Consider the following 22,515-nt stretch of genomic DNA (forward strand, 5'->3'; position numbering starts at 1 on the left):
TTACCTTTGAAATTTTGGCTCATTATATCTAAGAATCTATAAATTCAAACAAAATTAGATACAATTTGCCCAAAATTTAAGGAGCTAAAAATGGCAGATCAAGCTTTACAAACCGTCTTTTTAAATGGAGAATTTTTGCAAAAAGACGAGGCAAAAGTTAGTGCTTTTGATAGAGGATTTATATTTGGTGATGGAATTTATGAGGTTGTGCCTGTGATAAATTCAAAAATGGTTGATAAAGATGGATTTTGGGCGAGATTTGAAAGAAGCTTAAATGAAATAGATATAAGCCTGCCTTACGAAAAAGATAAATTTGAAGCGATCTTAAATGAGATGATCGCCAAAAATGCCTTAAAAGAGGGCGGAATTTACATGCAAGTAACAAGAGGCGTGGCGTTTAGAAATTTCTATTTTATGGAAAATTTAACCCCAAGCGTCTTCATCTTTTGCTACGAGAGTGAAATTTTAAACAACCCAGCTGCAAAAACTGGCATAAAAGTGGTAAGCGTCGAGGATATAAGGTGGAAAAGGCGCGACATAAAGTCGATCTCGCTTCTAGCTCAGTGCTACGCCAAAAATGAGGCTCACAAAAAAGGCGCAGACGAGGGCTTTATGGTGGAAAATGGCTTTGTGACAGAGGGCTGTAGCTCAAGTGCTTTTATCATCAAGGATAAAACTCTAATTACAAAACCACTTTCAAATGAAATTTTGCCAGGGATCCGCCGCATGAGACTTTTAAGGATTGCTAAAGATATCGGCCTTAAGATAGAGGAGCGAAAATTTAGCATGGATGAAGTTTATAGTGCTGATGAAGTCTTTATCTCGGCTGCGACGCTCATACTCTTACCAGTCGTTTATGCTGATGGCAAGGCGATAAATGGTGCAAAAGTAGGAGAAATTTCAAGCAAACTTCGAGAAATTTATGCTGGTGAACTTTTAAAAGAAGCTGAACTTTGAGAGAAAAAATCTTAATAAGCGCTTGTTTGGTCGGCATAAATTGTAAATTTAACGGCGAAAATAATCTTTTAAGTAAAGATGTTTTAGATGAAATTTCAAAGAGATATCATCTGCTTTTTGTTTGTCCAGAGGTTTATGGTGGGCTTAGTACGCCAAGGGAACCAGCTGAGATGAAAAATGGCGCAGTTATTTGTAAATTTTCAGGTAAAGATGTGAGCGAAAATTTTAAAAAAGGAGCAGAAATTTGCCTGAGAATAGCCAAACTAAATGGTTGTAAAAAGGCTATTTTAAAATCAAAAAGTCCAAGTTGTGGAAGTGGGCAAATTTATGACGGAAGTTTTAGCAAGAGACTTATTTTGGGCGATGGTATCACAGCAAAACTGTTAAAAGAAAATGAAATTTTAGTTTACGGCGAAGATGAGATAGCAGGGCTTGATGCTTGATAGACTAAAAGACAATATTATGCTTGAGGTGATCTTTAAATATATCATCTTGTTGCTGCTTTTTATCTGTGTGATCGGTCTTTTTATGAGCGGCGTTCTTTTCTTAAATGGGGAGATGAGTGAAAATTCGCTGAATTTACACATTTTCTTTGGCTTTAGTTTGGTTGTTTTAACGATTGTTCATAGTTATGTTAAGAAGAAAAAGTTAAAGAAGCTAAGCCTTGAGTTTAAAAATATCTTAAATCACAAGCCAGTGCAGATGGACTGCAATACAACTAGGTTTTTAAACGCTCTAAATGATGTAAAAGTGAGCGAGGTTTCAAAGAAATTTGGCTCTGATATTGTAGAAATTTTAAGGTCAAATGACATAAAAGTAAAAAGCGAGAATGAGACTATGAAGCAAATTTGTAAAAACAACGATGAAAAGATGTTTTATATTTTTGTTTTGATTGTAGAAGCTATTTTTAATGATAAGGAAAAAAGTTGAAAAAGGGTATATTTTTAGCATTTAGTGTTGCTTTGTTTTTGGGATGTTCACAGACCCAGCCAAAGCCAAGTGTGCAAAATTCTTTACCAGATGAAAATGTATATAAGCCAAATGAACGCATTAGTTTGCTTGATTTTGAAATGAAGCAAGATGCCTCGTCGCTACCGCAAAATGTGCAAAGTGCAAGCTTTGACCAAGAAGAAATTTTAAAAAGAAGGTTTAAGGTTTTTACATTAAAGGGTGTAAAATTTAATCCAAACGATGTCTTTTGGGCATTTAATATATATAAGCCAAGCGAAAAGAGAAAGTATTTTGGCTCAAATTTTAGACAGATACCTCAAAGCTGGTTTGACGCACAAAAGGACAATGCAAATTTTTCAGCTCTTTCAAGCATCTCTGCTTATGCTCTAACTTCGGCAAACACAGCTTTAAGAAATTTTCCAACCGATGAGCCGATATTTTTAAATCCGCAAACTCCAGGAGAGGGCTATCCGTTTGACTATCTGCAAGAATCAACACTAAGCATCGCTCATCCACTTTTTGTGTCACATCTTTCTAAAGATAGGGCATGGGCGTTTGTTAGCGATGATGCGGTTTGGGGCTGGGTAAAGGTCGAGGATATAAAATTTATAAGCGATGATGAGGCAAATGCCTATCAAAAGTCAAGTTTTGTGACTATAAAAACGGATAAAATGCCAGTTTATGATAAGGTCGGAAATTTCTTGTTTTATTCAAGGGTTGGAGCGATACTACCTGTTTTGGCACAGGATAGTAAAAATTACTACGGTAAAATTTATGTAAGAAATCTCTTGAGAGAATTTGTGTTGCCAAAGTCTGTTGGCGCTCTTTTTCCTCTTAAATTTAATGACTCAAATCTAAAAACACTTATTAGCTCCCTTCTTACTCAGCCTTATGGTTGGGGTGGGGTCGATAAGCTAAGGGATTGCTCGCTTTTTACTAAAGATTTGCTAGCAAGTTTTGGCGTGTGGTTGCCTAGAAACTCAAGAGCCCAAGCAAATATGGGACAAAAATTTGATCTAAAAGGACTTAGTAACGCTGCTAAGACAAAAGAGATAAAAGAAAAAGGTGTGCCATATCTTACGCTAGTGCATCTGCCAGGGCATATCATGCTTTATGCTGGATACAAGGGCGATGATATATATGTGGTGCATGATGCTTGGGGACTAAAAACCGAAAATAACGGCCGTGCACTAATTGGTGCAACAGCGATAACGACGCTAAATATCGGTCAAAACAGGAGCGACATACAAAATGCAAATTTGCTTATCTCAAAGGTGGACTCTATAAACGTCATAAAACCTGAAAATTTCATAAGCGACAAAGCGAGGAAAATTTCTGCCCTTGAGCGTGCTTATGGGGTTAAAGTGGAGGAAAATTTAGTCAAATTTAGCGATGGCACGAGTTTAGTCTATGATGACTTTAAACAAAAAGATGATGAGTGTAGTATCGGTGCTGATATAGAGGATATGAATGCACTTGATTACGCTGCATTTTCGCCGCTTAGCACTGCACTAAGTGATGCTGGCAGATGTAGAAATTATGAGTTTTTAGGCAAAATTTATGGTTCAAGCGAGAGCGAGGTAAAAGCAAATTTGGTAGATGTCGTTTGGCTAAAAGATAGCCTTGCGCTAAAACTACCATTTAACTCTAAAAATGGAGCCGCAGCTGCTTTGCAGAATGTGAGCAACGAGCTAAACGAGATGGCAAAGAGCGATCCAGCCTTACTTGAGTATTTAAAAGATCCAGGCGGGACATTTAAATGGCGCATCATCGCTGGCACAAACCGCTTAAGTGCGCACAGCTACGGTATCGCGATCGATATAAATGTGAAAAAGAGCCACTACTGGCAGTGGAGCAATGGCTACCAAAACCTCATCCCTGAAAAGATAGTGCGTGTTTTTGAAAAACATAAATTTATCTGGGGCGGACGCTGGAAGCACTTTGATACGATGCACTTTGAGTATCGCCCAGAGATGTTTGAGTAGATGCTAGATCAAATTTTAGAAATTTTATCCCACTCAAACGTCTTTTTAACAGGCGGCGGCGGTGTTGGCAAGAGCTATCTAACCGCCTCCGTCATAAGACACTACAAAGAAAATTTTAAAAACGTCATAATCCTTGGCTCAACTGGCATAAGTGCCGTTAGCCTTGGAGGAGTTAGCTTGCATAGCTTTTTTAAATTTGGCTACTGCAAGGATTATGAGGAGCTAAGACGCTTTGACTATCACCAAAAAGACAAACTAAGCAAGCTAAGAAATATGCTAGATGCTTGCGATCTGCTTGTAATTGATGAAATTTCAATGGTGAGCTCAGATTTAATGGAGATGATAAGATACCGACTACTTACTTCCAAATTTAAAGGTAGGGTGCTTATAGTGGGCGATTTTTATCAGCTTCCGCCAGTGCAAAAGGTGCAAAACGAAAATAGGCTTTTTAATTTTTTATACGCTTTTAACTCCAGTGCGTGGGAGGATATGAAATTTACAAATGTCGAGCTTTTGCTCTCAAAACGCACTAATGATCTTAAATTTTATGAGATTCTCTCTCGTCTTAGAGTAGGCCAGCTAGATGATGAAATAATGAGCTATATAGAGAGTTTGAGAGTGACCAAGATAGAGCCAGATGATGATACGAGTGTGCTTTTTGGCAGAAACGCCGAGGCTGAAATGCTAAATCAAAAGAGGCTTCTTGCACTTAATACACCGCTTGAAATTTCAAACTCAGATGTGAGCATTTTGGATGAAAATTTAGATAAAAAAGAGTTTGAAAAATGGGCAAATACACTAAATATCTCAAGGGATTTGGAGATGAAGATAGGCGCTAAGATCATCTTTACGTCAAATAAGTGGGGTGAGTACTATAACGGCGAGCAAGGCAAGATCATGCAAATTTTAAAAGAAAATGGAATCATCTCAAGCGTGATCGTGAAAAAAGATAGTGGCGAAATTTGCGAGATAGAAAAAGCCGCTTATATATTTAGTTCGTTAAATTTAAACGAAGATGAGATCGAAGAAAATGTACAGGCATCGCTCTATCAGTTTCCATTTAAGCTTGCTTACGCTCTAACCATCCACAAATCTCAAGGAATGAGTATAAACTCGCTCATTTGCAATATCAACCATATTTTTGCCAAAGGACAACTCTACGTCGCACTTTCTCGAGCAGTAAGTCCTAAAAATTTAAAACTTTTTTATGATAAAAAAAGTGATTTTAGGCAGCATTTAAGAAAAGTGGTTAAAATTGACGACGAAGTTAAGAAATTTTACCAAGAAAACGTATTTTTGCATATTAAGGAGAATTTATGAAAAAGCTATTTTTAAGCCTTACTTTTTGTATTTTTGCATTTGCAGACGTGCTAAAAGTGAGTGACTTTCAAACAGATATCTACTCAAAAGCCGGACAAAATTTAACAAAAAAGATAAATATGAACCTTGAAGTCGTCGGACGTGATGTTGAAGAAAATGAAGCGTATGTGCTTGATGCGCTAAACATAATAGTTGGTAGCTTTTACGTGGAGGATATCCTAACCTCAATAGGAAAAGAGAAATTTAAAGAGCTTTTCATAAAATACGCAGCCAAAAAGCACTCTCTTGATATTGATGATGTGCTTATCTTAAATATAAAAGTGATAAATAATCTTGAGCTAAGCGAGATCATAAAAGCGATAAAAAGCCAAAATTTATGCTCTGATCCAAGCGTAAATGAAGATGTGATGACAAAGCCAGAAAAGAAGAAAAAGGGCAATGAGATTATCATCTCGCCAGATCCAAATGACGTAGTCCAAAAGCCTATTGATCTAAATAATGTTCAAGAATTTGGAAAAGATTTTGGAGAGAAGTAAGTAAATTTGGCTAAAGCTAGCCAAATTTATTGATTTACGATGTCGTAACCTTGTGGGATAACTGGAGTTAGCGTCTCTTGTGGTATGAGCGCGTCTTTTACTGGGTTGCTTAGAGTTATTTTTATTTTATTTGAAAGTTTATCTTTATAGTCAATCGTCGTTGGAAGCGTGTTTTTAATAGTTATAAAGTACTCAACTCCGTCATATATTGCTTTGTAAAGTGTTGGCTGAATTTGCTCCGCATGAGCCAAGATTTGTGTCAAATTTGGCGTATCATCAAGCTTTGAAATAATAGCTTGCTCAAGCTCGTCCTCAATCACGATCACACGCTCTTTGTTAAAATAAATTCTCTTTGGCGTTGGACTTTCATATATCCAAAGTGCAGTATTGTCGTTTTTTGCGTAAAATCTACCCTTGTAGTTTATGCTTTTGCCCTCGCTAAAGACAGTTTGAGTAAAGTCACTTTGAAGGCTTTTGAAATTTAAGCCAGCACCAAATGAGCAAACTGCGACGAGAGATGCAACTAGAAATTTTCTCATTTTTTTATCCTTTTTTGGCGTATTCTAGCCCAGTTTAATTAAATAAATAGTTAAACTATGCTAAGATCCAAAGTTTAAAAATTTAGGAAGGTAAAATAATGATTTCATCGGTATTTAGAAAGATTTTTGGCACGAAAAACGATAGAGAAGTCAAAAAATATATAAAACGTGTGGCGCAGATAAATGCGCTAGAGCCTACTTATGAGAAGATGAGCGATGATGAGCTTAAGATCAAATTTAATGAGCTAAAAGCCCAAGTAGTAGAAGAAAAAGTCACTTTAGATGAAATTTTAAATGATGTTTTTGCGATCGTTAGAGAGGCTAGCAAAAGGGTGCTTAAGATGCGCCATTTTGACGTACAGTTAATCGGCGGTATGGTGCTAAACGAGGGTAGGATCGCTGAGATGAAAACTGGCGAGGGTAAGACCTTGGTGGCGACTTTACCAGTTATATTAAATGCGATGAGTGGCAAAGGTGTGCACGTAGTGACCGTAAACGACTACCTTGCAAAGCGTGACGCTACACAAATGGGTGAGCTTTATAACTTTTTAGGCTTAAGCGTTGATGTGATACTAAGCGGCGGATACGATGATAACGTAAGACAAGCTGCTTATAATGCCGACATAACATACGGCACCAACTCAGAATTTGGCTTTGATTATTTACGTGACAATATGAAATTTGAAGCTGGTCAAAAGGTGCAAAGAGGCCATAACTTCGTTATCGTGGACGAGGTCGATAGTATCTTGATAGATGAGGCTAGAACACCGCTTATAATCTCAGGTCCAACAAACCGCACGCTTGATGGCTATATAAGAGCTGACCAGGTCGCAAAACAGCTTACTAGAGGCACTCCAGCCGATCCAAACGTGCCAGGCTCAAAGCCAACGGGAGACTTTATAGTAGATGAAAAAAATAGAACGATAATGATCACAGAAGCTGGTATAAGTAAGGCTGAAAAATTATTTGGTGTTGAGAATTTATATAACCTTGAAAATGCCATACTAAGCCACCACTTAGATCAAGCTCTAAAAGCTCACAACCTCTTTGAAAAAGACGTTCATTATGTCGTAAAAGATGGCGAGGTAGTCATTGTTGATGAATTTACTGGACGTCTAAGCGAAGGCAGACGCTTTAGCGAGGGGCTTCATCAAGCGCTTGAGGCAAAAGAGGGCGTAAAAATCCAAGAAGAGAGCCAAACGCTAGCTGATACAACATATCAAAACTACTTTAGGATGTATAAAAAGCTTGCGGGTATGACTGGTACAGCTCAAACTGAGGCCACTGAGTTTTCTCAAATTTATAACCTCGAAGTTATCTCGATCCCTACGAATCTGCCAGTTAAAAGAATCGATCAAAACGATCTTATCTATAAAACTCAAAATGAGAAATTTAAAGCAGTTATCGACGAAGTTAAAAAAGCTCACGAGAAAGGTCAGCCAGTACTTGTGGGAACTGCAAGTATCGAGCGCAGTGAGGTGCTTCACGAGATGCTTAAAAAAGCTGGCATCCCACACTCTGTGCTAAATGCTAAAAATCACGAAAAAGAGGCCGAGATCATCGCTCAAGCTGGTGTAAAAGGTGCTGTGACTATCGCTACAAACATGGCTGGACGTGGTGTTGATATCAGGATCGATGATGAGGTTAGAAATTTAGGCGGTTTATATATCATCGGCACTGAGAGGCATGAGAGTAGAAGGATAGACAATCAGCTCCGTGGCCGTGCTGGACGTCAGGGCGATCCTGGTATGAGTAGATTTTATCTAAGTTTAGAGGATAATCTTTTAAGAATTTTTGGTAGCGACCGCATAAAAGCGATTATGGATAGGCTTGGTATTGACGAGGGCGAGAGTATCGAGAGTCGCATGGTGACAAGAGCTGTTGAAAATGCCCAAAAGAAAGTTGAGAGCTTGCACTTTGAGGCTAGAAAGCACTTGCTTGAGTATGATGATGTGGCAAATGAGCAAAGAAAAACCATCTACAAATACCGCGATGAACTACTTGATAAAAACTACGATATGAGCGAAAAGATAGCTCAAAATAGGAAAGAGTACGCTGCAAATTTACTTGATACGGCTGAAATTTTCCATGGTGGCTTGAAAGATGACTTTGATATTAAAAATTTATGTTCTATCATCCTTGCAGATTGTGGCGAAGAGATAGACGAGAGTGAGCTAAAAGGCCTAGAGTATGATGAGCTAATAGAAAAGCTTGCACAAATTTTTGAAGTAAGATATAACGAAAAAATGAGTGTGCTAAATGAAGATCAAAGAAAAGAGATAGAGAAAATTTTATACCTTCAAGTGCTTGATAATGCGTGGAGAGAGCACCTCTATCAAATGGATATCCTAAAAACTGGTATCGGCCTTAGAGGGTATAATCAAAAAGATCCGCTTGTCGAATACAAAAAAGAGAGCTATAACCTCTTTATGGAGCTAGTTAGCAGGCTAAAAAGTGAGAGTGTTAAGACGCTTCAGGTTGTAAGATTTAAGAGCCGTGAAGAGCAAGAAGAGCAAGCTAGAATGATGCTTGAAGCTAGCCAAAATGCTGAAAATGAAAATTTAAGCTACAACAACCAAGGCGGAGATGAAAATTTCACACCAGAAAAAAAAATACCAAGAAACGCTCCATGCCCTTGTGGAAGCGGTAAAAAATATAAAGATTGCCACGGAAAAAGTGGTCCTAAAAAAGGCATATTTGCTTAAAATTTCTACTTTTAAGGCGCCAAAGCGCCTTAATCTTTTAAAGGCTATTTGATGACAAGCTTACCAAAGTACCTACTTTTTAAATATTTAAGATTTGATAAAACTCAGCCTTTTATCACTCTAAGTGCCTTGCTTGCCTTTCTTGGTGTTAGCATCGGACTTATGGTTTTGATCGTTGCGATGGCGATTATGAATGGATTTGATAAAGAATTTGAGCGTAAACTTTTTACGATGAACTATCCAATAACCGTTCAAAGTGCCTTTAAAGGCTCTATTGATGATGATTTTGTTGATGAGCTAAAGGCTAGATTTAGCGATCTAAAATTTAGTCCATTTATAAGCACACAGGTCATTTACCGCTCGGCAAATGCACTTGAGGGCGGACTGGTTTATGGCGTAAATTTTAAAGATGAAAAACAGATAAACTCAGTCGTAAATGAAGCTTTAAAAGACAAAGAGCTAGATGGTTTTGAGATACTTGTGGGAAGTGGCATAATGAGCGAGTTTAGACTAAGAAACGATGAGAAATTAACGCTTATCTTTACAAAGGCCGATCCAGCTGGCTTTTCGCTAACACCAAAGATGAAGCGCTTTGATATCGGCGGCTCATTTACATCTGGACTAATCGCCTATGACAAGGCATTTTCATATACTTCAGTTGATTCTTTGAGGAAAATTTTAGACTATCCAAAAGGCGTTTATGATGGAATTCATATCTTTTCAAGTAAGCCATTTGATGATATAAAAAGAGTGCGTGAAGGGCTTCCAGCTGGCACGGTAGCTATTGGCTGGTGGGAGCAAAATGGTAATTTTTTCTCAGCACTCGCACTTGAAAAAAGGGCACTTTTTATCGTTTTGATGCTAATTATCCTTGTGGCGTCGTTAAATATCATAAGCTCGCTGCTAATGACAGTGATGAACCGCAGGCAAGAGATCGCCTTGCTTCTTGCACTTGGGGCTAGTAAAAGTGAGATAAAAAGAAGCTTCTTTTATCAAGGGCTAGTAATCGGGGGCGGTGGCATTATATTTGGCTTGATACTTGGCTTTTTAGGACTATTTTTACTTGGAAATTTCAACATTATAGACTTGCCAGCTGATGTTTATGGCTCAAGCAAACTACCACTCGAGCTTTCAACCATCGATCTTGTGCTTATCGTAGTTGGGGCTGTATTTATCGTTGCTATCTCGTCTTATTACCCAGCTAAAAAAGCAACAGAAGTAAATGTGCTTCAAACTTTAAGAAATGAGTAGAGCCTAGAGACTCAGGCTTACTCATTGCTTGTAAAAGTTATTTTTAAAAGATTATTTTAAAACTAGCATAAACTAGTAAAAATTCTAGGATAAATTTATACTTTTACGCTCTTATATCATGATCGATTTTGCATTGAAGAGCCTCGTGTACGAGTGTTTTTGCCATGACACGCTCTTCGTTTATTAGGTGGAAATTTTTACCTAACTCACCAAAAATATCTTTATTGCCCTCACCATTTATTTTTATTATAGTTTGGGTATTTACACCGTAGTCTTTTATCTTTTGCGCGATGAGCTCCACTCTTTGCTCATTGTTAACAGTTATAATAACAGCGGCTGCATCGCTTAGGCAGGCATTTTCAAGTGTGTGGCTTTGAAGAACATTACCTAAAAATACATTTTCCCCGCGGCTCCTACCAAGCTCAACTAGACTAATATCATTATCAAGCACAAGGTATAAAAGCTTTGTCTCTTTTAGCCTTAAAACGACCTCTTGTCCAAGCCTTTCATAGCCAAAGACTACGATGTGATTTTTTATTTTTTGCGGCTTTAGAGTTTCATTTGGTTCAACAACGATCTCACGTTCTATGAGGTCTGCTATTGCGTCTAGTTTTTTAAGTATAAAAGGCGTAGCAAACATCGACACAACTGAGGCTGCGATAAAAATTTGAGCAGTTTGTATATCAAGTAAATTTCTAGTAGTCATTAGTCCAAAAACAGCTAGTGCAAATTCGCCTATTTGACAAACACTAAGTGCAGTTTTTGCAGCAACTCTTCGCTTTAAGTAGATGTTTAAGATAGCAAAAACGACAACTGCTTTTATCACCATGACACTAAATACTAGGCCAAGAACAAGCCAGATGTTTGAGATAACTACAGCAAAATTTATTTGCATACCAACGGTTATAAAAAATAGCCCTAAGAGCAAATCTCTAAAAGGTATGAGATCAACTTCGATTTGGTGTTTATACTGTGTCTCAGCCATCATCATACCGGCTAAAAATGCACCCAAAGAGTATGAGAAGCCAAAGAAGTGAGCCAAAGTACTGGAGCCAACGACCATAAATAAAATCGTAGCTATAAAAACTTCTTGCGAATTTGTTTGAATGACTTTATAAAATATCCAGTTGATAACATATTTACCAAGTAAAAATAGCACAACAATAAGAATAATCGCACTTGTAAATGTCTTTAGCAAAAGCTCATTTATTGAAGCATCTTGCGAGCTAAACATATCTATCATAAGCAAAATAGGAATGACTGCAATATCTTGAAATAGTAAAATTCCAAGTGCTTTTCTGCCGTAAATTTTGCTCACATCACCACTATCGTTTAGCGTCTTTAGCACGATCGCAGTTGATGATAGTGCAAGCGCAAGACCTGCAATAAGTGCTGTTTCGTCTTTTAAGTGAAGGGCATAATAAAGCATAACGCCCATTATAAAGCCACTTAAACAAACCTGTAATCCGCCATTTAAAAAGACCTCTTTTTTCATGCCCATGAGATGTTTAAAACTAAACTCAAGTCCAATGGTAAACATCAAAAATGCGATACCAAATTCCGCGATATGAGAAATTTCATCATTACTTTTTAGGTTGAAAAATTCTGATATAAGCGTACCTGTTACGATGTAGCCGATAATGGTTGGTATCTGAAATTTTTTAAAAATGACGTTTAATGCGACTGAGATCGCTGCAACAAGCAAGAAACCTTCTAAAATTTGTTCCATAAATTATTTTTTACCTTCATAAAAGACTAGATCAAAGCTATTTTTTCTCTTTACAAGCGATCTTTTTGTGCTAGTTTGACTGGTAGCTTCGTGTAATTTTTTATTTAGCTCATCAATAGTTGATTCTAAATCGTCAATTTTTTCTTTCAACTGAAGTATCACATCAACGCCGGCTAAATTTACACCTAGTTCGCGGGTTAAATTTAGTATAGTTTTTACGCGATCAACGTCTTTTTGTGAGTAGAGCCTCATCTTGCCATCTGTTCTTGATGGCTCGATAAGTCCCTCTCTTTCATATTGTCTTAAAGTTTGTGGATGTATGCTCAAAACCTTTGCAACAACGCTTATTAAAAAAAGTGGTTCTTCATAATTTTGCATTTTTTACTCCGGTAATTTTTCTTTTAACTCTTTTACTAAGCCTTCATCAAGCTCACTGATATTTGGAAGTTTTACCCTGGCTTTTAAGTAAAGATCGCCATAAATTCCGCTCTTTCTATTTTGCACACCATATCCTTTTAAGCGGATCTTTGTGCCTGTTTTTGAGTTCTCAGCGATCTTAATCGTGACATCTTTTTTGTAAGTATGTACATCGACTTTTCCGCCAAAAAGCATAGTTTTTAGTGGAATTTCTATATCTTTATAAAGATCGTCTCCAACTCTTTCATATTCGTCGCTTGGCTCAACGCTAATAGCAAGTATAAGATCGCCTTTTTGACCACCAGCGCTTTTACCTTTGCCTTTTACACGAAGCTTCTCGCCGCCTTCTATGCCACTTGGAATTTTTATCTTAATGCTTTCGCCATTAAAATTTATCTTATGTTCACCGCCAGTTACAGCTACGTCAAATGGTATAGAAATTTTTGCATTTACGTCTAGATCAGCTCCGCCAAAGCCAAATCCACCACTACTAAATCCGTCAAATCCTCCAAAATTGCTACCAAATCCGCTGCTAAATTTAGCTCCACCGCCGCCAAAGCTACCTGAGAAGATATTCTTTAAAATTTCATTTAGATCGCCCATATCGGCTGAACTACTAGCAAAGTCGTGGAAATTTTGACCGCCAAACATAGTATCGCCGTACTGGTCGTATTGAGCTCGTTTTTTATCGTCGCTTAAAATTTCATAAGCGGCATTTATCTCTTTAAATTTATCTTCTGCTCCAGGGTCTTTGTTGATGTCTGGGTGATATTTTCTAGCAAGTTTTCTATAAGCTTTTTTTATCTCGTCACTTGAGGCACCCTTTGAAACCCCTAAAGTCTCATACAAGCTTTCACTCATATATTCTCCTTATATTTTTTTGATACGGATTATATCACAAAGCTTTAGTCTATGCAAGTCAAGTTTATTTTTGTTTAATAACAAGAAAAAGTGTTAAGATTTTATTTTTTCACTATATTTATAATTTGCAAAAATTTTTAGTTTAAAGGAAAAAAATGAAAAAGATTGTGCTAATTTCATTAGTAGCAGCTTCTTTTTTAGTGGGGGCTGATATTAAATTTAATGAAGCTAACTCTAATATCACGAGAGTCTCGCCACTTAGCGATAAAAATAGCGTACTTTCTTATTATGACTCGATCGCTCAGGCAAAACTTTCAGTTGTAAATATCTCAACTACAAAAACAGTAAATAACGCAGGCATTGAGCAGATGTTTAATGACCCATTCTTCAATGAATTTTTTGGATTTAACTTTGCAAAACCAAAAGAAAAAGAAAAAACTACTTCGCTTGGTTCTGGTGTTATCATCTCAAATGATGGATATATCGTTACAAATAACCACGTTATAGAAGATAGTGATCAAATAGTCGTAACTCTTGCAAATGGTGGCAAAGAATTTAAAGCCAAATTAATAGGAAGTGATCCAAAAACCGATCTAGCCGTCGTAAAGATAGAAGCAAACGGGTTAAACGCGATCACTTTTGCAGACTCGTCAAAGCTACTTGATGCAGATGTTGTATTTGCAATAGGTAATCCATTTGGCGTTGGTGAAAGTATCACTCAAGGTATCATTTCAGGCCTAAATAAAGATAATATCGGCCTTAATCAATATGAAAATTTTATCCAAACAGACGCCTCTATAAACCCAGGAAATTCAGGCGGCGCTTTGGTTGATAGCAGGGGCTATTTGGTTGGAATAAACTCAGCCATACTTTCAAAAAGTGGTGGCAATAACGGCATTGGTTTTGCAATCCCATCAAATATGGTCAAAGATATCGCTAAAAAGCTGATAACTGACGGCAAGATCGAGCGTGGCTTTATAGGCGTTACGATTGCAAATTTAACTGACGAGCAAAAAGAGCTTTATACAAATAAAGAAGGTGCTTTAATAAGTGGCGTAGAGCAAGGCATGCCAGCAGATGAAGCTGGACTAAAAAGAGGCGATTTGGTTATATCGGCTAATGATAAAGCTATCAAAAATGCAAATGATCTTAAAAATTTCATCGGCTCACTAACTCCAAATAGTAGTGTTGATATAACTTACGAGCGATCAAATAAAATAATGAATGCAAAAATTAAGCTTGCAAACGCTGATCACAATTCAAAAGACATAGCAAAAAGCATTATAATCGAAGGACTTAGCGTTAGTAATCTAAGCGATGAGATAAGATATAAATACAAAATCAGCCCAGATACTCAAGGCGTGCTAGTAACTGATGTAAAATCAGGCTCAAAAGCTGAAGACTTTGGCTTTGAAAGAGGTGATGTGATCGTTCAAGTTGGCGAAGAGAGTATAAAAGATCTTCAAACATTTGCAAATACTGTCAAAAATACAAAAGGTAAAAAGACGCTAGTGTGGATAAATCGCGGCGGTATCATACAAGGCCTTGTTATAAAATAATCATCTAAGAGCTGAAATTTCAGCTCTTAACCCTTTTAAATTTTTAAAATCTTAATCTGCTATAATCCTTAAAAATAAATTTACAACAGGAAAGATCATGACTAGAATTTTAATGATAGAAGATGATATGGAGCTTGCTGAAATTTTAACCGAATATCTAGAAAACTATGATGTTGAAGTGGTGACTGCCGAAGAGCCATATATCGGACTTTCTACGCTAAATACAAGTAAATTTGACTTAGTAATACTAGATCTTACATTGCCTGGTATGGATGGATTAGAAGTTTGTAAAGAGATCAGGAAAAATCACAATATTCCTATTATCATATCAAGTGCAAGACATGATATAACAGATAAGGTAAATGCTCTTGATAACGGAGCGGATGATTATTTGCCAAAGCCATATGACCCACAAGAGCTTTTGGCTCGTATCAAAAGTCATCTAAGAAGGCAGAGTATCACCCCGGCAAATGAAGCGAGAAATTTAAATAAAGACTTGGTTTTAAAAGAATTTGAGCGTGAAATTTTATTTAAAGGAAACGTGCTAAATTTAACTGCCGCAGAATACGATATCTTAAAATATCTACTTTTAAAAGAGGGCGGAGCGGTTACTAGAGAGGAGCTTATCTATAACTGCGAGAGCATAAATGAAGATAGCTCAAACAAAAGTATTGACGTCATCATCGGCAGGATTCGCCAAAAATTAAATGAAAATCCAAAAGAGCCAAAATACATCCACGCGATCCGCGGTATCGGCTATAAATTGGTTCTTTGATGCCAAGATCGTCTATTTTTATAACCATAACTTTTATCTTTGCTCTTGCGCTCGTTTCGATATTTCTAGCTTTTTTATGGCTCATGGGCTTTGATAAGCAAAACTATACAAGAGAGCTAAATAACAAATACTCAAACGTTGCTAGGACAAATTTGTTTTATATGGGTGGCATCATAAATAAAACTCAGTACGACCGCCAGCTTTCAAATATCGATATGCCAGAGATCAAAGACGAGAAGAAAAAAGATGAAATTTTAAAACAAGCGACCGTTTTAGAAGAAATTTCAAGCGATCTAGGCTCAAGTGCTATTTTGCTTTATGATAAGCATCATTACTTAAGGATTGAGCATTTAGACGAGCTAAAGCTTTTAATGGATAAAGAATTTCAGCCTTACAGATACGAGGTAATAAAGGCTGTTTTTTTGGTGGTTGCGGTCATTTTGCTAGGTGCTTACATTTTTGTCATATATAAGATAAAACCACTTAGAAAGCTAAAGCGTCAGATCGTAAAATTTGCAAATGGTGAACTTGATGGCGTGCAAAATGTTGGCAACGGCAAGGATGAAATTTCTGAAGTTTCTGAAGCATTTTATGAGGCGGTTTGTCAGATCAAGGCGCTTAATGACTCGAGGCATCTTTTCTTAAGAAATATAATGCACGAGCTAAAAACTCCTATCACAAAAGGCCTAATAGCTGCTCAAATGATAGAAAAAAGTAAAAATCAAGAAAGGCTAATCTCTGTCTTTCACAAGCTTGAAAATTTGATAAACGAACTTGCGGCGATAGAACAAATAACATCAAAAATAGGACTTAGCAATAAAACGCCATGTTTTATGAGGGATCTCATCGATGAGGCAATCGATATAGCCATGGTAGAAAAAGAGTGTGTTGGTGTCAGTGAGCTTGATGAGGTTAGAGTATTGGTTGATTTTAAGTTATTTTCAGTTGCTATAAAAAACATGATAGACAATGGCATAAAATATTCAACTGATAAGCACGTAAATATCGTTGTTAGCAAGGATCATATGAAATTTATAACTCAAGGTGAGAAGCTAAAAAATGATCTTGACTTTTATGTCCAGCCATTTATCAAAGGAGAGGATACTCAAAAGAGTTTTGGACTAGGTTTATATATAGTTAGCAATATACTTGATGCTCATGGACTCAAATTTAGATACGAATACAAAAATGGAATGAATGTCTTTGTTTTTGAAAATTTACAAGATATAATAGTGACTTAAATAAAACATAATAAACAAAAGAGGGCTAAAAATGGCAGCAAAAATTTTCTCACCAGTTGATATCTTATCAATAATAGATCTTGAAATAGCTTTTATAAATCGTTATAAAAATGTAAAAGATTATGCAAAAAATTTATCTTTGATATATTTTTCTTTGCCAAGCACCAAAGAGTATAGTGAACTATTTGAAAAATTTTTAAGACAAACTGACGTCGTTGTAAGAGAGAATGAGCATTATGTGGTCGTGCTTCATGGAACAAATGAAAGAGGAGCTAGCGAACTATTATCTGGTATTCAGGAGTTTTTAAACGCTGAGCCAATTGATTTGATAGTAAGCTATCCAAAAGACGGAAGAAACGCTAAAGAGCTTACTACTAAGCTTCAAGATGAGATAAAAGATAACTATGGTGTATTGCTTGAAATGCTTTCAAATCAAGAAAAATTTGAAGCTTTTGAAAGCATGATTTAATATAATTTTGTGGAGTTTGTTTGGAGAATTTACTACTATTTTTTGCAGTTTTGCTTATAACTAGCATTCTTTTAAGTAAGATCTCTGATAAATTCGGAATTCCATCTTTAATAATATTTTTAGGTGTTGGTATGCTGGCTGGCTCAGACGGCTTGCTGGGTGTAAATTTTGATGATCAAGTGATTGCTCAAAATGTCGGTATGCTAGCACTTATTTTTATACTTTACGCTGGTGGGCTAGATACTGATTTTGCAGCGATTAAACCTATTTTTGCTAGAGGTTTAGCACTTGCTACACTTGGTGTTTTCTTAACCGCGCTAGCTATTGCTCCTGTTGCAAAATATCTGCTTGATTTTACCTGGGCGGAGGCCTTTTTGCTAGGCTCCATCATCTCTTCAACAGATGCAGCAGCTGTTTTTGCCATACTAAGAGCCAAGAAAATTTCACTTAAAAATAGCATTGCTCCATTACTTGAACTTGAATCTGGCTCAAACGATCCAATGGCGATATTTCTAACTATGACGATCATTCAAATGATCTCACTAAATAGCACTCCAAGTGCGTCAGAGTGGGCGATTACACTGGTTAAGCAGTTTGGTATAGGTATCGCTATGGGCTATTTATTTGGCGTTGCTTTGCCAGCTATCTTTAATAGACTTCGCCTAAAAAACTGGGGCCTTTATCCAGTTTTTTCTATCGCTTGGATATTGCTTTTATACACACTTTGCTTTAAAGTTGGCGGTAATGGCTATTTGGCTGTCTATATAGCTGGAATTTTTATAAATAAAAAAGAGTTTTCTCATAAGAAAAATTTAGTCGGTTTTCATGACGGTATCGCTTGGACGATGCAAATAGTTGTCTTTTTGACGCTTGGTCTTTTGGTAAATCCCTCCGAGCTTCCAGCAACGGCACTAATGGCGCTTGTTTTGGCCTTGTGGCTTATGTTTTTTGCAAGACCACTTGGTGTTTTTGCATCGCTTGCATTTTCAAAATTTAAGATAAATGAGCAAATTTTTATCTCTTGGGTTGGGCTAAGAGGTGTTGTGCCGGTCGTGCTAGCTACTTATGTTTATGTCGATGGCGTGCGTGATGCAGATATGATTTTTAACATTATATTTTTTATGGTTTTGATTTCGATTTTGATACAGGGTATGTCACTTGGCTTTGCGGCTGATAAATTTAAGGTCAAAGAGAGCGAGCAAGAGGATGTTAAGGTAGTGGAAAACTCTCCGATCTTAAGCTACACGCTTCGCCAGCATACCATCCACTATGGTTCAAAACTAATTGGCAAAGATTTGGCTCAGCTTGAGCTTCCAACTGAGTTTTTAATAATCCTAATAAAGCGTAAAAACGAGTATCAAAAGCCAACTGGCTCAACAATCTTTGAAGAAAATGACCTGTTACTGATACAATGCGAAAATCAAGTGCTTTATCAAGATACGATTAAGTATTTGACTTATTAAAATTTTGATAAAAATTGCCATATTTTATTTCTCTTTGTAAATTTTAAAACTTTACTCACTCGCCTTAGCAGACTGCTAAATTTAGGCTATACTTTGTTTAGCACTAAATTTAGAGCCGTGATATGCTCGCTCGTAAATTTTTAAAATTTGCCAGAGTTTTTAATAGCATGCGGCGCGTTAGTACCTTTGTGTGCTACCTCTGATGTGCGAGGTGATTGAGGGATTAAAGGGGGATAAGGGGACGGCCTCGTAACTTGAGTCCCCTTGTCTCCCTTTTGAATAGAAGTATCACAAATGGGATTTTATATTTTTACAAATTTTTGAAATTCTATTTACTCGCAAGAGTTACCTACTAAAAATTTGGCTTCGCTTGCAGCTTAGCTCAAATTTTAAGGCCAAAACAAATCCGTTCAGTCTCATTTTATTTTGCTTTTTATAAAATCACTAAAACACTAGCAAAATGGGAGGCAAAATGCTTGATAGTATCATTCTTGCGGTCTTGGTATATTTTGCAACATTCTTATTTATGTTTTTTATGCTCGCCTTTTTTACTTTTTGGTATATAAGCGTGCCGCTACTTGTCATCTTTTTCGTTATAAAATTTATAAGGCAAGCAAAAGAGTGCGAGAGGATATATGGCAAGCTTGAGTAAATTTTAAATTTCTAGCCCAAAATGAGCTAGAAATTTGATTATTCTAAGGCTTGAGCCAGATCAGCTATCAGATCCTCGGCGTTTTCAAGGCCTATGCTAACTCTTATCAGCTCTTTTGTGATACCAGCTTTGATTAGCTCTTCACTGCTTAGCTGTTGGTGCGTAGTTGAAGCCGGATGCGTGATGAGCGACTTTGTATCGCCGATATTTACTACGATCTTAAAGAGTTTTACGCGCTCTAGCATCTTTTTTGCGCGCTCAAAGCTATCAGTCTCAAAGCAAAATAGTCCATTTGCCATGCCGTCTTTAAAGTATTTTTGCGCCTTTGCGTGATCTACGTTGTCGGCAAGTCCAGGATAAGCCACGCTTTTTATATGTTTGTGAGAGTTTAGAAATTTAGCCACTTTTAGCGCGTTTTGCGAGTGTCTCTCAACCCTAACAGTAAGCGTTTCAAGCCCTTGTATGAGCTGCCAAGAGTTAAACGGAGAGATCACAGCACCGATATCGCGCACGATAGCAAGCCTCATTCTTAGTGTGTAGATGTCAAAACGATCTGTCATATCAGCATAGACGATGTCGTGATAGCTCGCATCTGGCACATTAAAATGCTCATATCTCTTATTGCCTTTTAGCTTTTCGTTTAGGTGATTTGCACTTATGACCACACCTGCTAGGCTAAGACCCTGACCGCTCATATATTTGCTAGCGCTATGCACGCAAACATCGACGCCGTGGCGAAGTGGCTGAAAGATGATAGGCGTTGGCACGGTGTTATCGGTGATGCTGATAATGCCATATTTGTTTGCGATTTCTACGATTTTTTCGATATTTGGGATAGAAATTTGTGGATTTGAGAGCGTTTCAAAAAATATAGCCCTTGTTTTATCATCTATCAAACTCTCCAGATCATCAGCCGTGTCGCTGTCAAAGACTCTGGCCTCTATGCCAAATCTTTTTAGTGTGTGCGTAAAAAGTACTGTCGTGCCGCCATAAATTTTTTTGGCGATGATGATGTTATCGCCTGCTTGGGCTAAATTTATGATGCTGTAAAACAAAGCTGATTGACCGCTCGCAGTCGCTATCGCAGCGGCTCCGCCCTCAAGTGCGGCGACCCTTTTTTCAAAGATATCTGTCGTTGGATTGCCAAGTCTTGTGTAGATGTGGCCGCCATCTTTTAGATCGAACCTAGCAGCCGCAGTCTCGGCGCTTCCAAAGTCGTAAGCTGTGCTTTGAAAAATAGGCACAGCCATCGTGCCAAAGCCTTCATGTGTATCGTAGCCTACGTGAATCGCAGCGGTTTCTTGCCTCATTTTTGCTCCTTTTATGGTAATTTTGGCGTAAATTATACATTAGCAAAGCCAAAATTTAGGGGATAAAATCAAATTTTGATATAATTTGCCAAAAAAAGGAAGAATTTGAACCAAGTCACGGACAAATTTAAACGTGTAAAATATCTTCGTGCGCTAGAAAAATTTGCAAAATCAGCGATAAATGGGCTAAAAAGAGATGACTTTGACGATGGCGAATTTCGCCAAAGAGTGGAGAAAAACGCGAAAGTCATCGAAAAAGTCGAGGCTGTCTATCTTGATCAGCCATACTCAAAGGCACTAGAAAATTTTATAAATTTGCTTGTCAAAAATGCCACAAAAGATGAGCTTTTAAAGGCGGCAAATCTACTTGATAAGCTAAAAAATCAAAAGACATATAAAAAAGAAAAACATAAAAATAAATTTAAGGATGAGGATTGAAAGTAGTTATTTTTGATATGGATGGCACGGTGATAGATAGCGGCGAGGCGATATATAAAACGGTAAATGAAGTAAGAGATGAGCTAAATTTGCCACCACTTGAAAAAGAATTTATCATAAAAGCGATCAACGAGCCAGGCAGAAATTTAGCCCTTGAGTTTTACGGCATCGACACGCCAAGCAGGAGCTTAAAAGAGGGCTTTGAAGAGAAATTTAAGAAATTTTACGATGAGTGTGCGACTACATATGAGGGTGTAAAAGAGCTTTTGCAAAAGTGCAAAGATGCTCACTATAAGGTCGTTTTGGCAAGCAACGCACCGCACGATACGCTAGAGAAAATTTTAAAGAAAAATGAAATTTATGAGCTATTTGACGAGGTCATCGGCGCTAGCAAGGAGATACCGCAAAAGCCAGATCCTGCGATGCTTCACCTAGCTGTTAGTAAAACTGGAGCTGATAAGGCGATCTTTGTAGGAGATAGCCTAAAAGACGAGCTAGCGGCTAAAAATGCAAATATACCTTATGTGCAAGTTTGCTGGGGATTTGGCGAGGAGAGCAAAACTGCCACGTATAACGCCAAAAATGTTAGCGAGGCGTGGGAGATAATATTAAATTTTTAACTTAGTTTTAATTGGCTATAATCTTAATAAATTTTCAAAGAAACAGCGATGATAGATATATTTGAGGGCAGTGCGAGGGATAAATTTTATGACATTTTGTTTAACGCAAATGCCGTTTTAGTTAAAAACGAGATAGATAAAATTTTTGAGAAATTTGTGGCTATGAGCGAGCTTTGCGAAAAGCATGGCATTGGCGAAGATGAGATCAGAAATTTTATGGCCTTAGAGCAAGATAAAGTTTATAACGGAGTAAATGACCTATATATCGAGCTTAGCGGAGAAATTTTAAGCCAAAATGAGTAGAATTTTTGCGCTCATTACTTTGCTTACTGCTCTTGTTGTTGCAAAAGAGCCAAATTTTGACCCAAGTTCGGTGCATACATTTGAGCTTAAAAAAGACGAGTGGGCTAGGGTCTTTATAACTGAAAAGCGAACTCAAAGGGTTGAAACGTTTGACTTTCGTTGGACGCTATTTGATAGTACAAATATCACTGTGCAAAGCTTTTTTAGGCGCTATCCAAGGCAGATGGTCTTTTCGCTAAGACAAGGACAAAACACCTATATGCAGCGAGTTTTGCCTGATTTTACGATGCCGCCAAATGAGAGCGTAAGCCTTTATATATCATTTATTGATTTTAAGGATAAAAAGGCGCATTTTAGGGTGGCTCTGCTAGATGAGAGCAAGCGTGTGGATGTGGGTTTTAGAGATCCAGATGAGGCTAAATAGAAGGATAAAA

Annotated in this window: 22 protein-coding genes and 2 pseudogenes; 19 read left to right on the top strand and 5 right to left on the bottom strand. The window is 37.2% G+C overall.

All coding sequences use genetic code 11. From position 1 onward, the window contains the following. Window positions 1–90: 90 nt before the first annotated feature. Genes CVT17_RS03925 through CVT17_RS03950 form a run of 6 tightly spaced genes read left to right on the top strand, consistent with a single transcriptional unit; the run spans window position 91 to window position 5,749 of the window. The gene (locus CVT17_RS03925) at window positions 91–957 is read left to right on the top strand and encodes a D-amino acid aminotransferase (RefSeq protein WP_107770485.1); all 867 of its coding nucleotides are present in this window, start codon (window positions 91–93) and stop codon (window positions 955–957) included. Next, window positions 954–1,400, top strand: a complete 447-nt coding sequence (locus CVT17_RS03930; protein ID WP_107770484.1) for a DUF523 domain-containing protein — start codon at window positions 954–956, stop codon at window positions 1,398–1,400. The genes CVT17_RS03925 and CVT17_RS03930 overlap by 4 nt, the downstream gene beginning before the upstream one ends. Next, window positions 1,393–1,887 (top strand): chemotaxis protein, encoded by a 495-nt coding sequence (locus tag CVT17_RS03935; protein ID WP_107770483.1) that lies wholly within the window; start codon window positions 1,393–1,395, stop codon window positions 1,885–1,887. The genes CVT17_RS03930 and CVT17_RS03935 overlap by 8 nt, the downstream gene beginning before the upstream one ends. Beyond that, on the top strand, window positions 1,884–3,893 hold the full coding sequence (locus tag CVT17_RS03940; protein WP_107770482.1) for an SH3 domain-containing protein: 2,010 nt from the start codon (window positions 1,884–1,886) through the stop codon (window positions 3,891–3,893). The genes CVT17_RS03935 and CVT17_RS03940 overlap by 4 nt, the downstream gene beginning before the upstream one ends. Continuing rightward, a complete protein-coding gene (locus tag CVT17_RS03945; protein WP_107770481.1) occupies window positions 3,894–5,213 on the top strand; it encodes an ATP-dependent DNA helicase in 1,320 nt (439 codons plus the stop codon). Continuing rightward, window positions 5,210–5,749, top strand: coding sequence for a hypothetical protein (locus CVT17_RS03950; protein ID WP_107770480.1), 540 nt, complete (start codon window positions 5,210–5,212; stop codon window positions 5,747–5,749). Before CVT17_RS03945 ends, CVT17_RS03950 begins: the two co-directional genes overlap by 4 nt. A 26-nt stretch (window positions 5,750–5,775) precedes the next feature. Here CVT17_RS03950 and lolA read toward each other — a convergent pair whose 3' ends face one another. Further along, window positions 5,776–6,288 (bottom strand): LolA-like outer membrane lipoprotein chaperone, encoded by a 513-nt coding sequence (gene lolA / locus CVT17_RS03955; protein ID WP_054196481.1) that lies wholly within the window; start codon window positions 6,286–6,288, stop codon window positions 5,776–5,778. Window positions 6,289–6,386: 98 nt separating this feature from the next. On the opposite strand from lolA, the pseudogene secA reads away from it, so the two are divergent. The 3 genes and pseudogenes from secA to CVT17_RS03965 form a co-directional block, all read left to right on the top strand. After that, a pseudogene (gene secA / locus CVT17_RS03960) lies at window positions 6,387–8,783 on the top strand (preprotein translocase subunit SecA); the annotation flags it as partial. Between the two features lie 108 nt (window positions 8,784–8,891). Further along, window positions 8,892–8,993 (top strand): annotated as a pseudogene (locus CVT17_RS09545) (SEC-C metal-binding domain-containing protein); the annotation flags it as partial. Between the two features lie 51 nt (window positions 8,994–9,044). Continuing rightward, complete coding sequence (locus tag CVT17_RS03965; RefSeq protein ID WP_107858690.1) at window positions 9,045–10,244, top strand: ABC transporter permease; 1,200 nt, start codon at window positions 9,045–9,047, stop codon at window positions 10,242–10,244. Between the two features lie 103 nt (window positions 10,245–10,347). Here the strand turns inward: CVT17_RS03965 and CVT17_RS03970 are convergent, their stop codons facing one another. From CVT17_RS03970 to CVT17_RS03980, 3 genes are read right to left on the bottom strand one after another with little or no spacing between them, the layout of a single operon-like run. Continuing rightward, a complete protein-coding gene (locus CVT17_RS03970; RefSeq protein ID WP_021090872.1) occupies window positions 10,348–11,973 on the bottom strand; it encodes a cation:proton antiporter in 1,626 nt (541 codons plus the stop codon). A gap of 3 nt (window positions 11,974–11,976) precedes the next feature. Then, window positions 11,977–12,351: a heat shock protein transcriptional repressor HspR gene (locus CVT17_RS03975; RefSeq protein WP_072594938.1), complete on the bottom strand. Its 375-nt coding sequence runs from the start codon at window positions 12,349–12,351 to the stop codon at window positions 11,977–11,979. 3 nt (window positions 12,352–12,354) lie between these two features. Continuing rightward, window positions 12,355–13,251, bottom strand: a complete 897-nt coding sequence (locus CVT17_RS03980; RefSeq protein WP_021090570.1) for a DnaJ C-terminal domain-containing protein — start codon at window positions 13,249–13,251, stop codon at window positions 12,355–12,357. A 155-nt stretch (window positions 13,252–13,406) separates the two neighbouring features. Here CVT17_RS03980 and CVT17_RS03985 point away from each other — a divergent pair, with 155 nt between their 5' ends. From CVT17_RS03985 to CVT17_RS04010, 6 genes are all read left to right on the top strand, one after another. Beyond that, entirely contained in the window at window positions 13,407–14,810 is a 1,404-nt protein-coding gene (locus tag CVT17_RS03985) for a Do family serine endopeptidase (RefSeq protein ID WP_107770477.1), read from the top strand. Between the two features lie 97 nt (window positions 14,811–14,907). Continuing rightward, on the top strand, window positions 14,908–15,585 hold the full coding sequence (locus CVT17_RS03990) for a response regulator transcription factor (protein WP_103576816.1): 678 nt from the start codon (window positions 14,908–14,910) through the stop codon (window positions 15,583–15,585). Further along, on the top strand, window positions 15,585–16,826 hold the full coding sequence (locus CVT17_RS03995; protein ID WP_107858689.1) for an ArsS family sensor histidine kinase: 1,242 nt from the start codon (window positions 15,585–15,587) through the stop codon (window positions 16,824–16,826). Before CVT17_RS03990 ends, CVT17_RS03995 begins: the two co-directional genes overlap by 1 nt. 31 nt (window positions 16,827–16,857) lie before the next feature. Next, the gene (locus CVT17_RS04000; RefSeq protein ID WP_021090991.1) at window positions 16,858–17,295 is read left to right on the top strand and encodes a hypothetical protein; all 438 of its coding nucleotides are present in this window, start codon (window positions 16,858–16,860) and stop codon (window positions 17,293–17,295) included. A gap of 20 nt (window positions 17,296–17,315) precedes the next feature. Next, window positions 17,316–18,758 carry a potassium/proton antiporter gene (locus CVT17_RS04005; RefSeq protein WP_107770476.1) on the top strand — a complete coding sequence of 481 codons (1,443 nt, stop codon included), beginning with the start codon at window positions 17,316–17,318 and terminating at the stop codon, window positions 18,756–18,758. Between the two features lie 472 nt (window positions 18,759–19,230). Next, on the top strand, window positions 19,231–19,410 hold the full coding sequence (locus CVT17_RS04010) for a transformation system protein (protein ID WP_107770475.1): 180 nt from the start codon (window positions 19,231–19,233) through the stop codon (window positions 19,408–19,410). Window positions 19,411–19,448: 38 nt separating this feature from the next. Here CVT17_RS04010 and CVT17_RS04015 read toward each other — a convergent pair whose 3' ends face one another. After that, window positions 19,449–20,720 (bottom strand): O-acetylhomoserine aminocarboxypropyltransferase/cysteine synthase family protein, encoded by a 1,272-nt coding sequence (locus CVT17_RS04015; RefSeq protein ID WP_107770474.1) that lies wholly within the window; start codon window positions 20,718–20,720, stop codon window positions 19,449–19,451. 105 nt (window positions 20,721–20,825) lie between these two features. Between CVT17_RS04015 and CVT17_RS04020 the strand changes: the two genes are divergently transcribed. The 4 genes from CVT17_RS04020 to CVT17_RS04035 are packed head-to-tail and all read left to right on the top strand — an operon-like array spanning window position 20,826 to window position 22,505. Beyond that, entirely contained in the window at window positions 20,826–21,158 is a 333-nt protein-coding gene (locus CVT17_RS04020; RefSeq protein WP_107770473.1) for a hypothetical protein, read from the top strand. Then, window positions 21,155–21,778 (top strand): HAD family hydrolase, encoded by a 624-nt coding sequence (locus tag CVT17_RS04025; RefSeq protein ID WP_107858688.1) that lies wholly within the window; start codon window positions 21,155–21,157, stop codon window positions 21,776–21,778. Before CVT17_RS04020 ends, CVT17_RS04025 begins: the two co-directional genes overlap by 4 nt. Before the next feature lie 48 nt (window positions 21,779–21,826). After that, window positions 21,827–22,081: a DUF2018 family protein gene (locus CVT17_RS04030; protein ID WP_084108179.1), complete on the top strand. Its 255-nt coding sequence runs from the start codon at window positions 21,827–21,829 to the stop codon at window positions 22,079–22,081. Further along, entirely contained in the window at window positions 22,074–22,505 is a 432-nt protein-coding gene (locus tag CVT17_RS04035; RefSeq protein ID WP_107858687.1) for a hypothetical protein, read from the top strand. Before CVT17_RS04030 ends, CVT17_RS04035 begins: the two co-directional genes overlap by 8 nt. The last annotated feature ends 10 nt before the right edge of the window (window positions 22,506–22,515 follow it).

The sequence above is a fragment of the Campylobacter concisus genome, assembly GCF_003048775.2.
GTDB classification, from domain to species: domain Bacteria; phylum Campylobacterota; class Campylobacteria; order Campylobacterales; family Campylobacteraceae; genus Campylobacter_A; species Campylobacter_A concisus_I.

Bases quoted from the DNA above. Each gene is read 5' to 3' on its own strand.
- CVT17_RS03925 (WP_107770485.1), top strand. From the start codon at position 91: ATGGCAGATCAAGCTTTACAAACCGTCTTTTTAAATGGAGAATTTTTG.
- CVT17_RS03935 (WP_107770483.1), top strand. From the start codon at position 1,393: ATGCTTGATAGACTAAAAGACAATATTATGCTTGAGGTGATCTTTAAA.
- CVT17_RS03945 (WP_107770481.1), top strand. From the start codon at position 3,894: ATGCTAGATCAAATTTTAGAAATTTTATCCCACTCAAACGTCTTTTTA.
- CVT17_RS03950 (WP_107770480.1), top strand. From the start codon at position 5,210: ATGAAAAAGCTATTTTTAAGCCTTACTTTTTGTATTTTTGCATTTGCA.
- lolA (WP_054196481.1), bottom strand. From the start codon at position 6,288: ATGAGAAAATTTCTAGTTGCATCTCTCGTCGCAGTTTGCTCATTTGGT.
- CVT17_RS03965 (WP_107858690.1), top strand. From the start codon at position 9,045: ATGACAAGCTTACCAAAGTACCTACTTTTTAAATATTTAAGATTTGAT.
- CVT17_RS03970 (WP_021090872.1), bottom strand. From the start codon at position 11,973: ATGGAACAAATTTTAGAAGGTTTCTTGCTTGTTGCAGCGATCTCAGTC.
- CVT17_RS03975 (WP_072594938.1), bottom strand. From the start codon at position 12,351: ATGCAAAATTATGAAGAACCACTTTTTTTAATAAGCGTTGTTGCAAAG.
- CVT17_RS03980 (WP_021090570.1), bottom strand. From the start codon at position 13,251: ATGAGTGAAAGCTTGTATGAGACTTTAGGGGTTTCAAAGGGTGCCTCA.
- CVT17_RS03985 (WP_107770477.1), top strand. From the start codon at position 13,407: ATGAAAAAGATTGTGCTAATTTCATTAGTAGCAGCTTCTTTTTTAGTG.
- CVT17_RS03990 (WP_103576816.1), top strand. From the start codon at position 14,908: ATGACTAGAATTTTAATGATAGAAGATGATATGGAGCTTGCTGAAATT.
- CVT17_RS03995 (WP_107858689.1), top strand. From the start codon at position 15,585: ATGCCAAGATCGTCTATTTTTATAACCATAACTTTTATCTTTGCTCTT.
- CVT17_RS04000 (WP_021090991.1), top strand. From the start codon at position 16,858: ATGGCAGCAAAAATTTTCTCACCAGTTGATATCTTATCAATAATAGAT.
- CVT17_RS04010 (WP_107770475.1), top strand. From the start codon at position 19,231: ATGCTTGATAGTATCATTCTTGCGGTCTTGGTATATTTTGCAACATTC.
- CVT17_RS04015 (WP_107770474.1), bottom strand. From the start codon at position 20,720: ATGAGGCAAGAAACCGCTGCGATTCACGTAGGCTACGATACACATGAA.
- CVT17_RS04030 (WP_084108179.1), top strand. From the start codon at position 21,827: ATGATAGATATATTTGAGGGCAGTGCGAGGGATAAATTTTATGACATT.
- CVT17_RS04035 (WP_107858687.1), top strand. From the start codon at position 22,074: ATGAGTAGAATTTTTGCGCTCATTACTTTGCTTACTGCTCTTGTTGTT.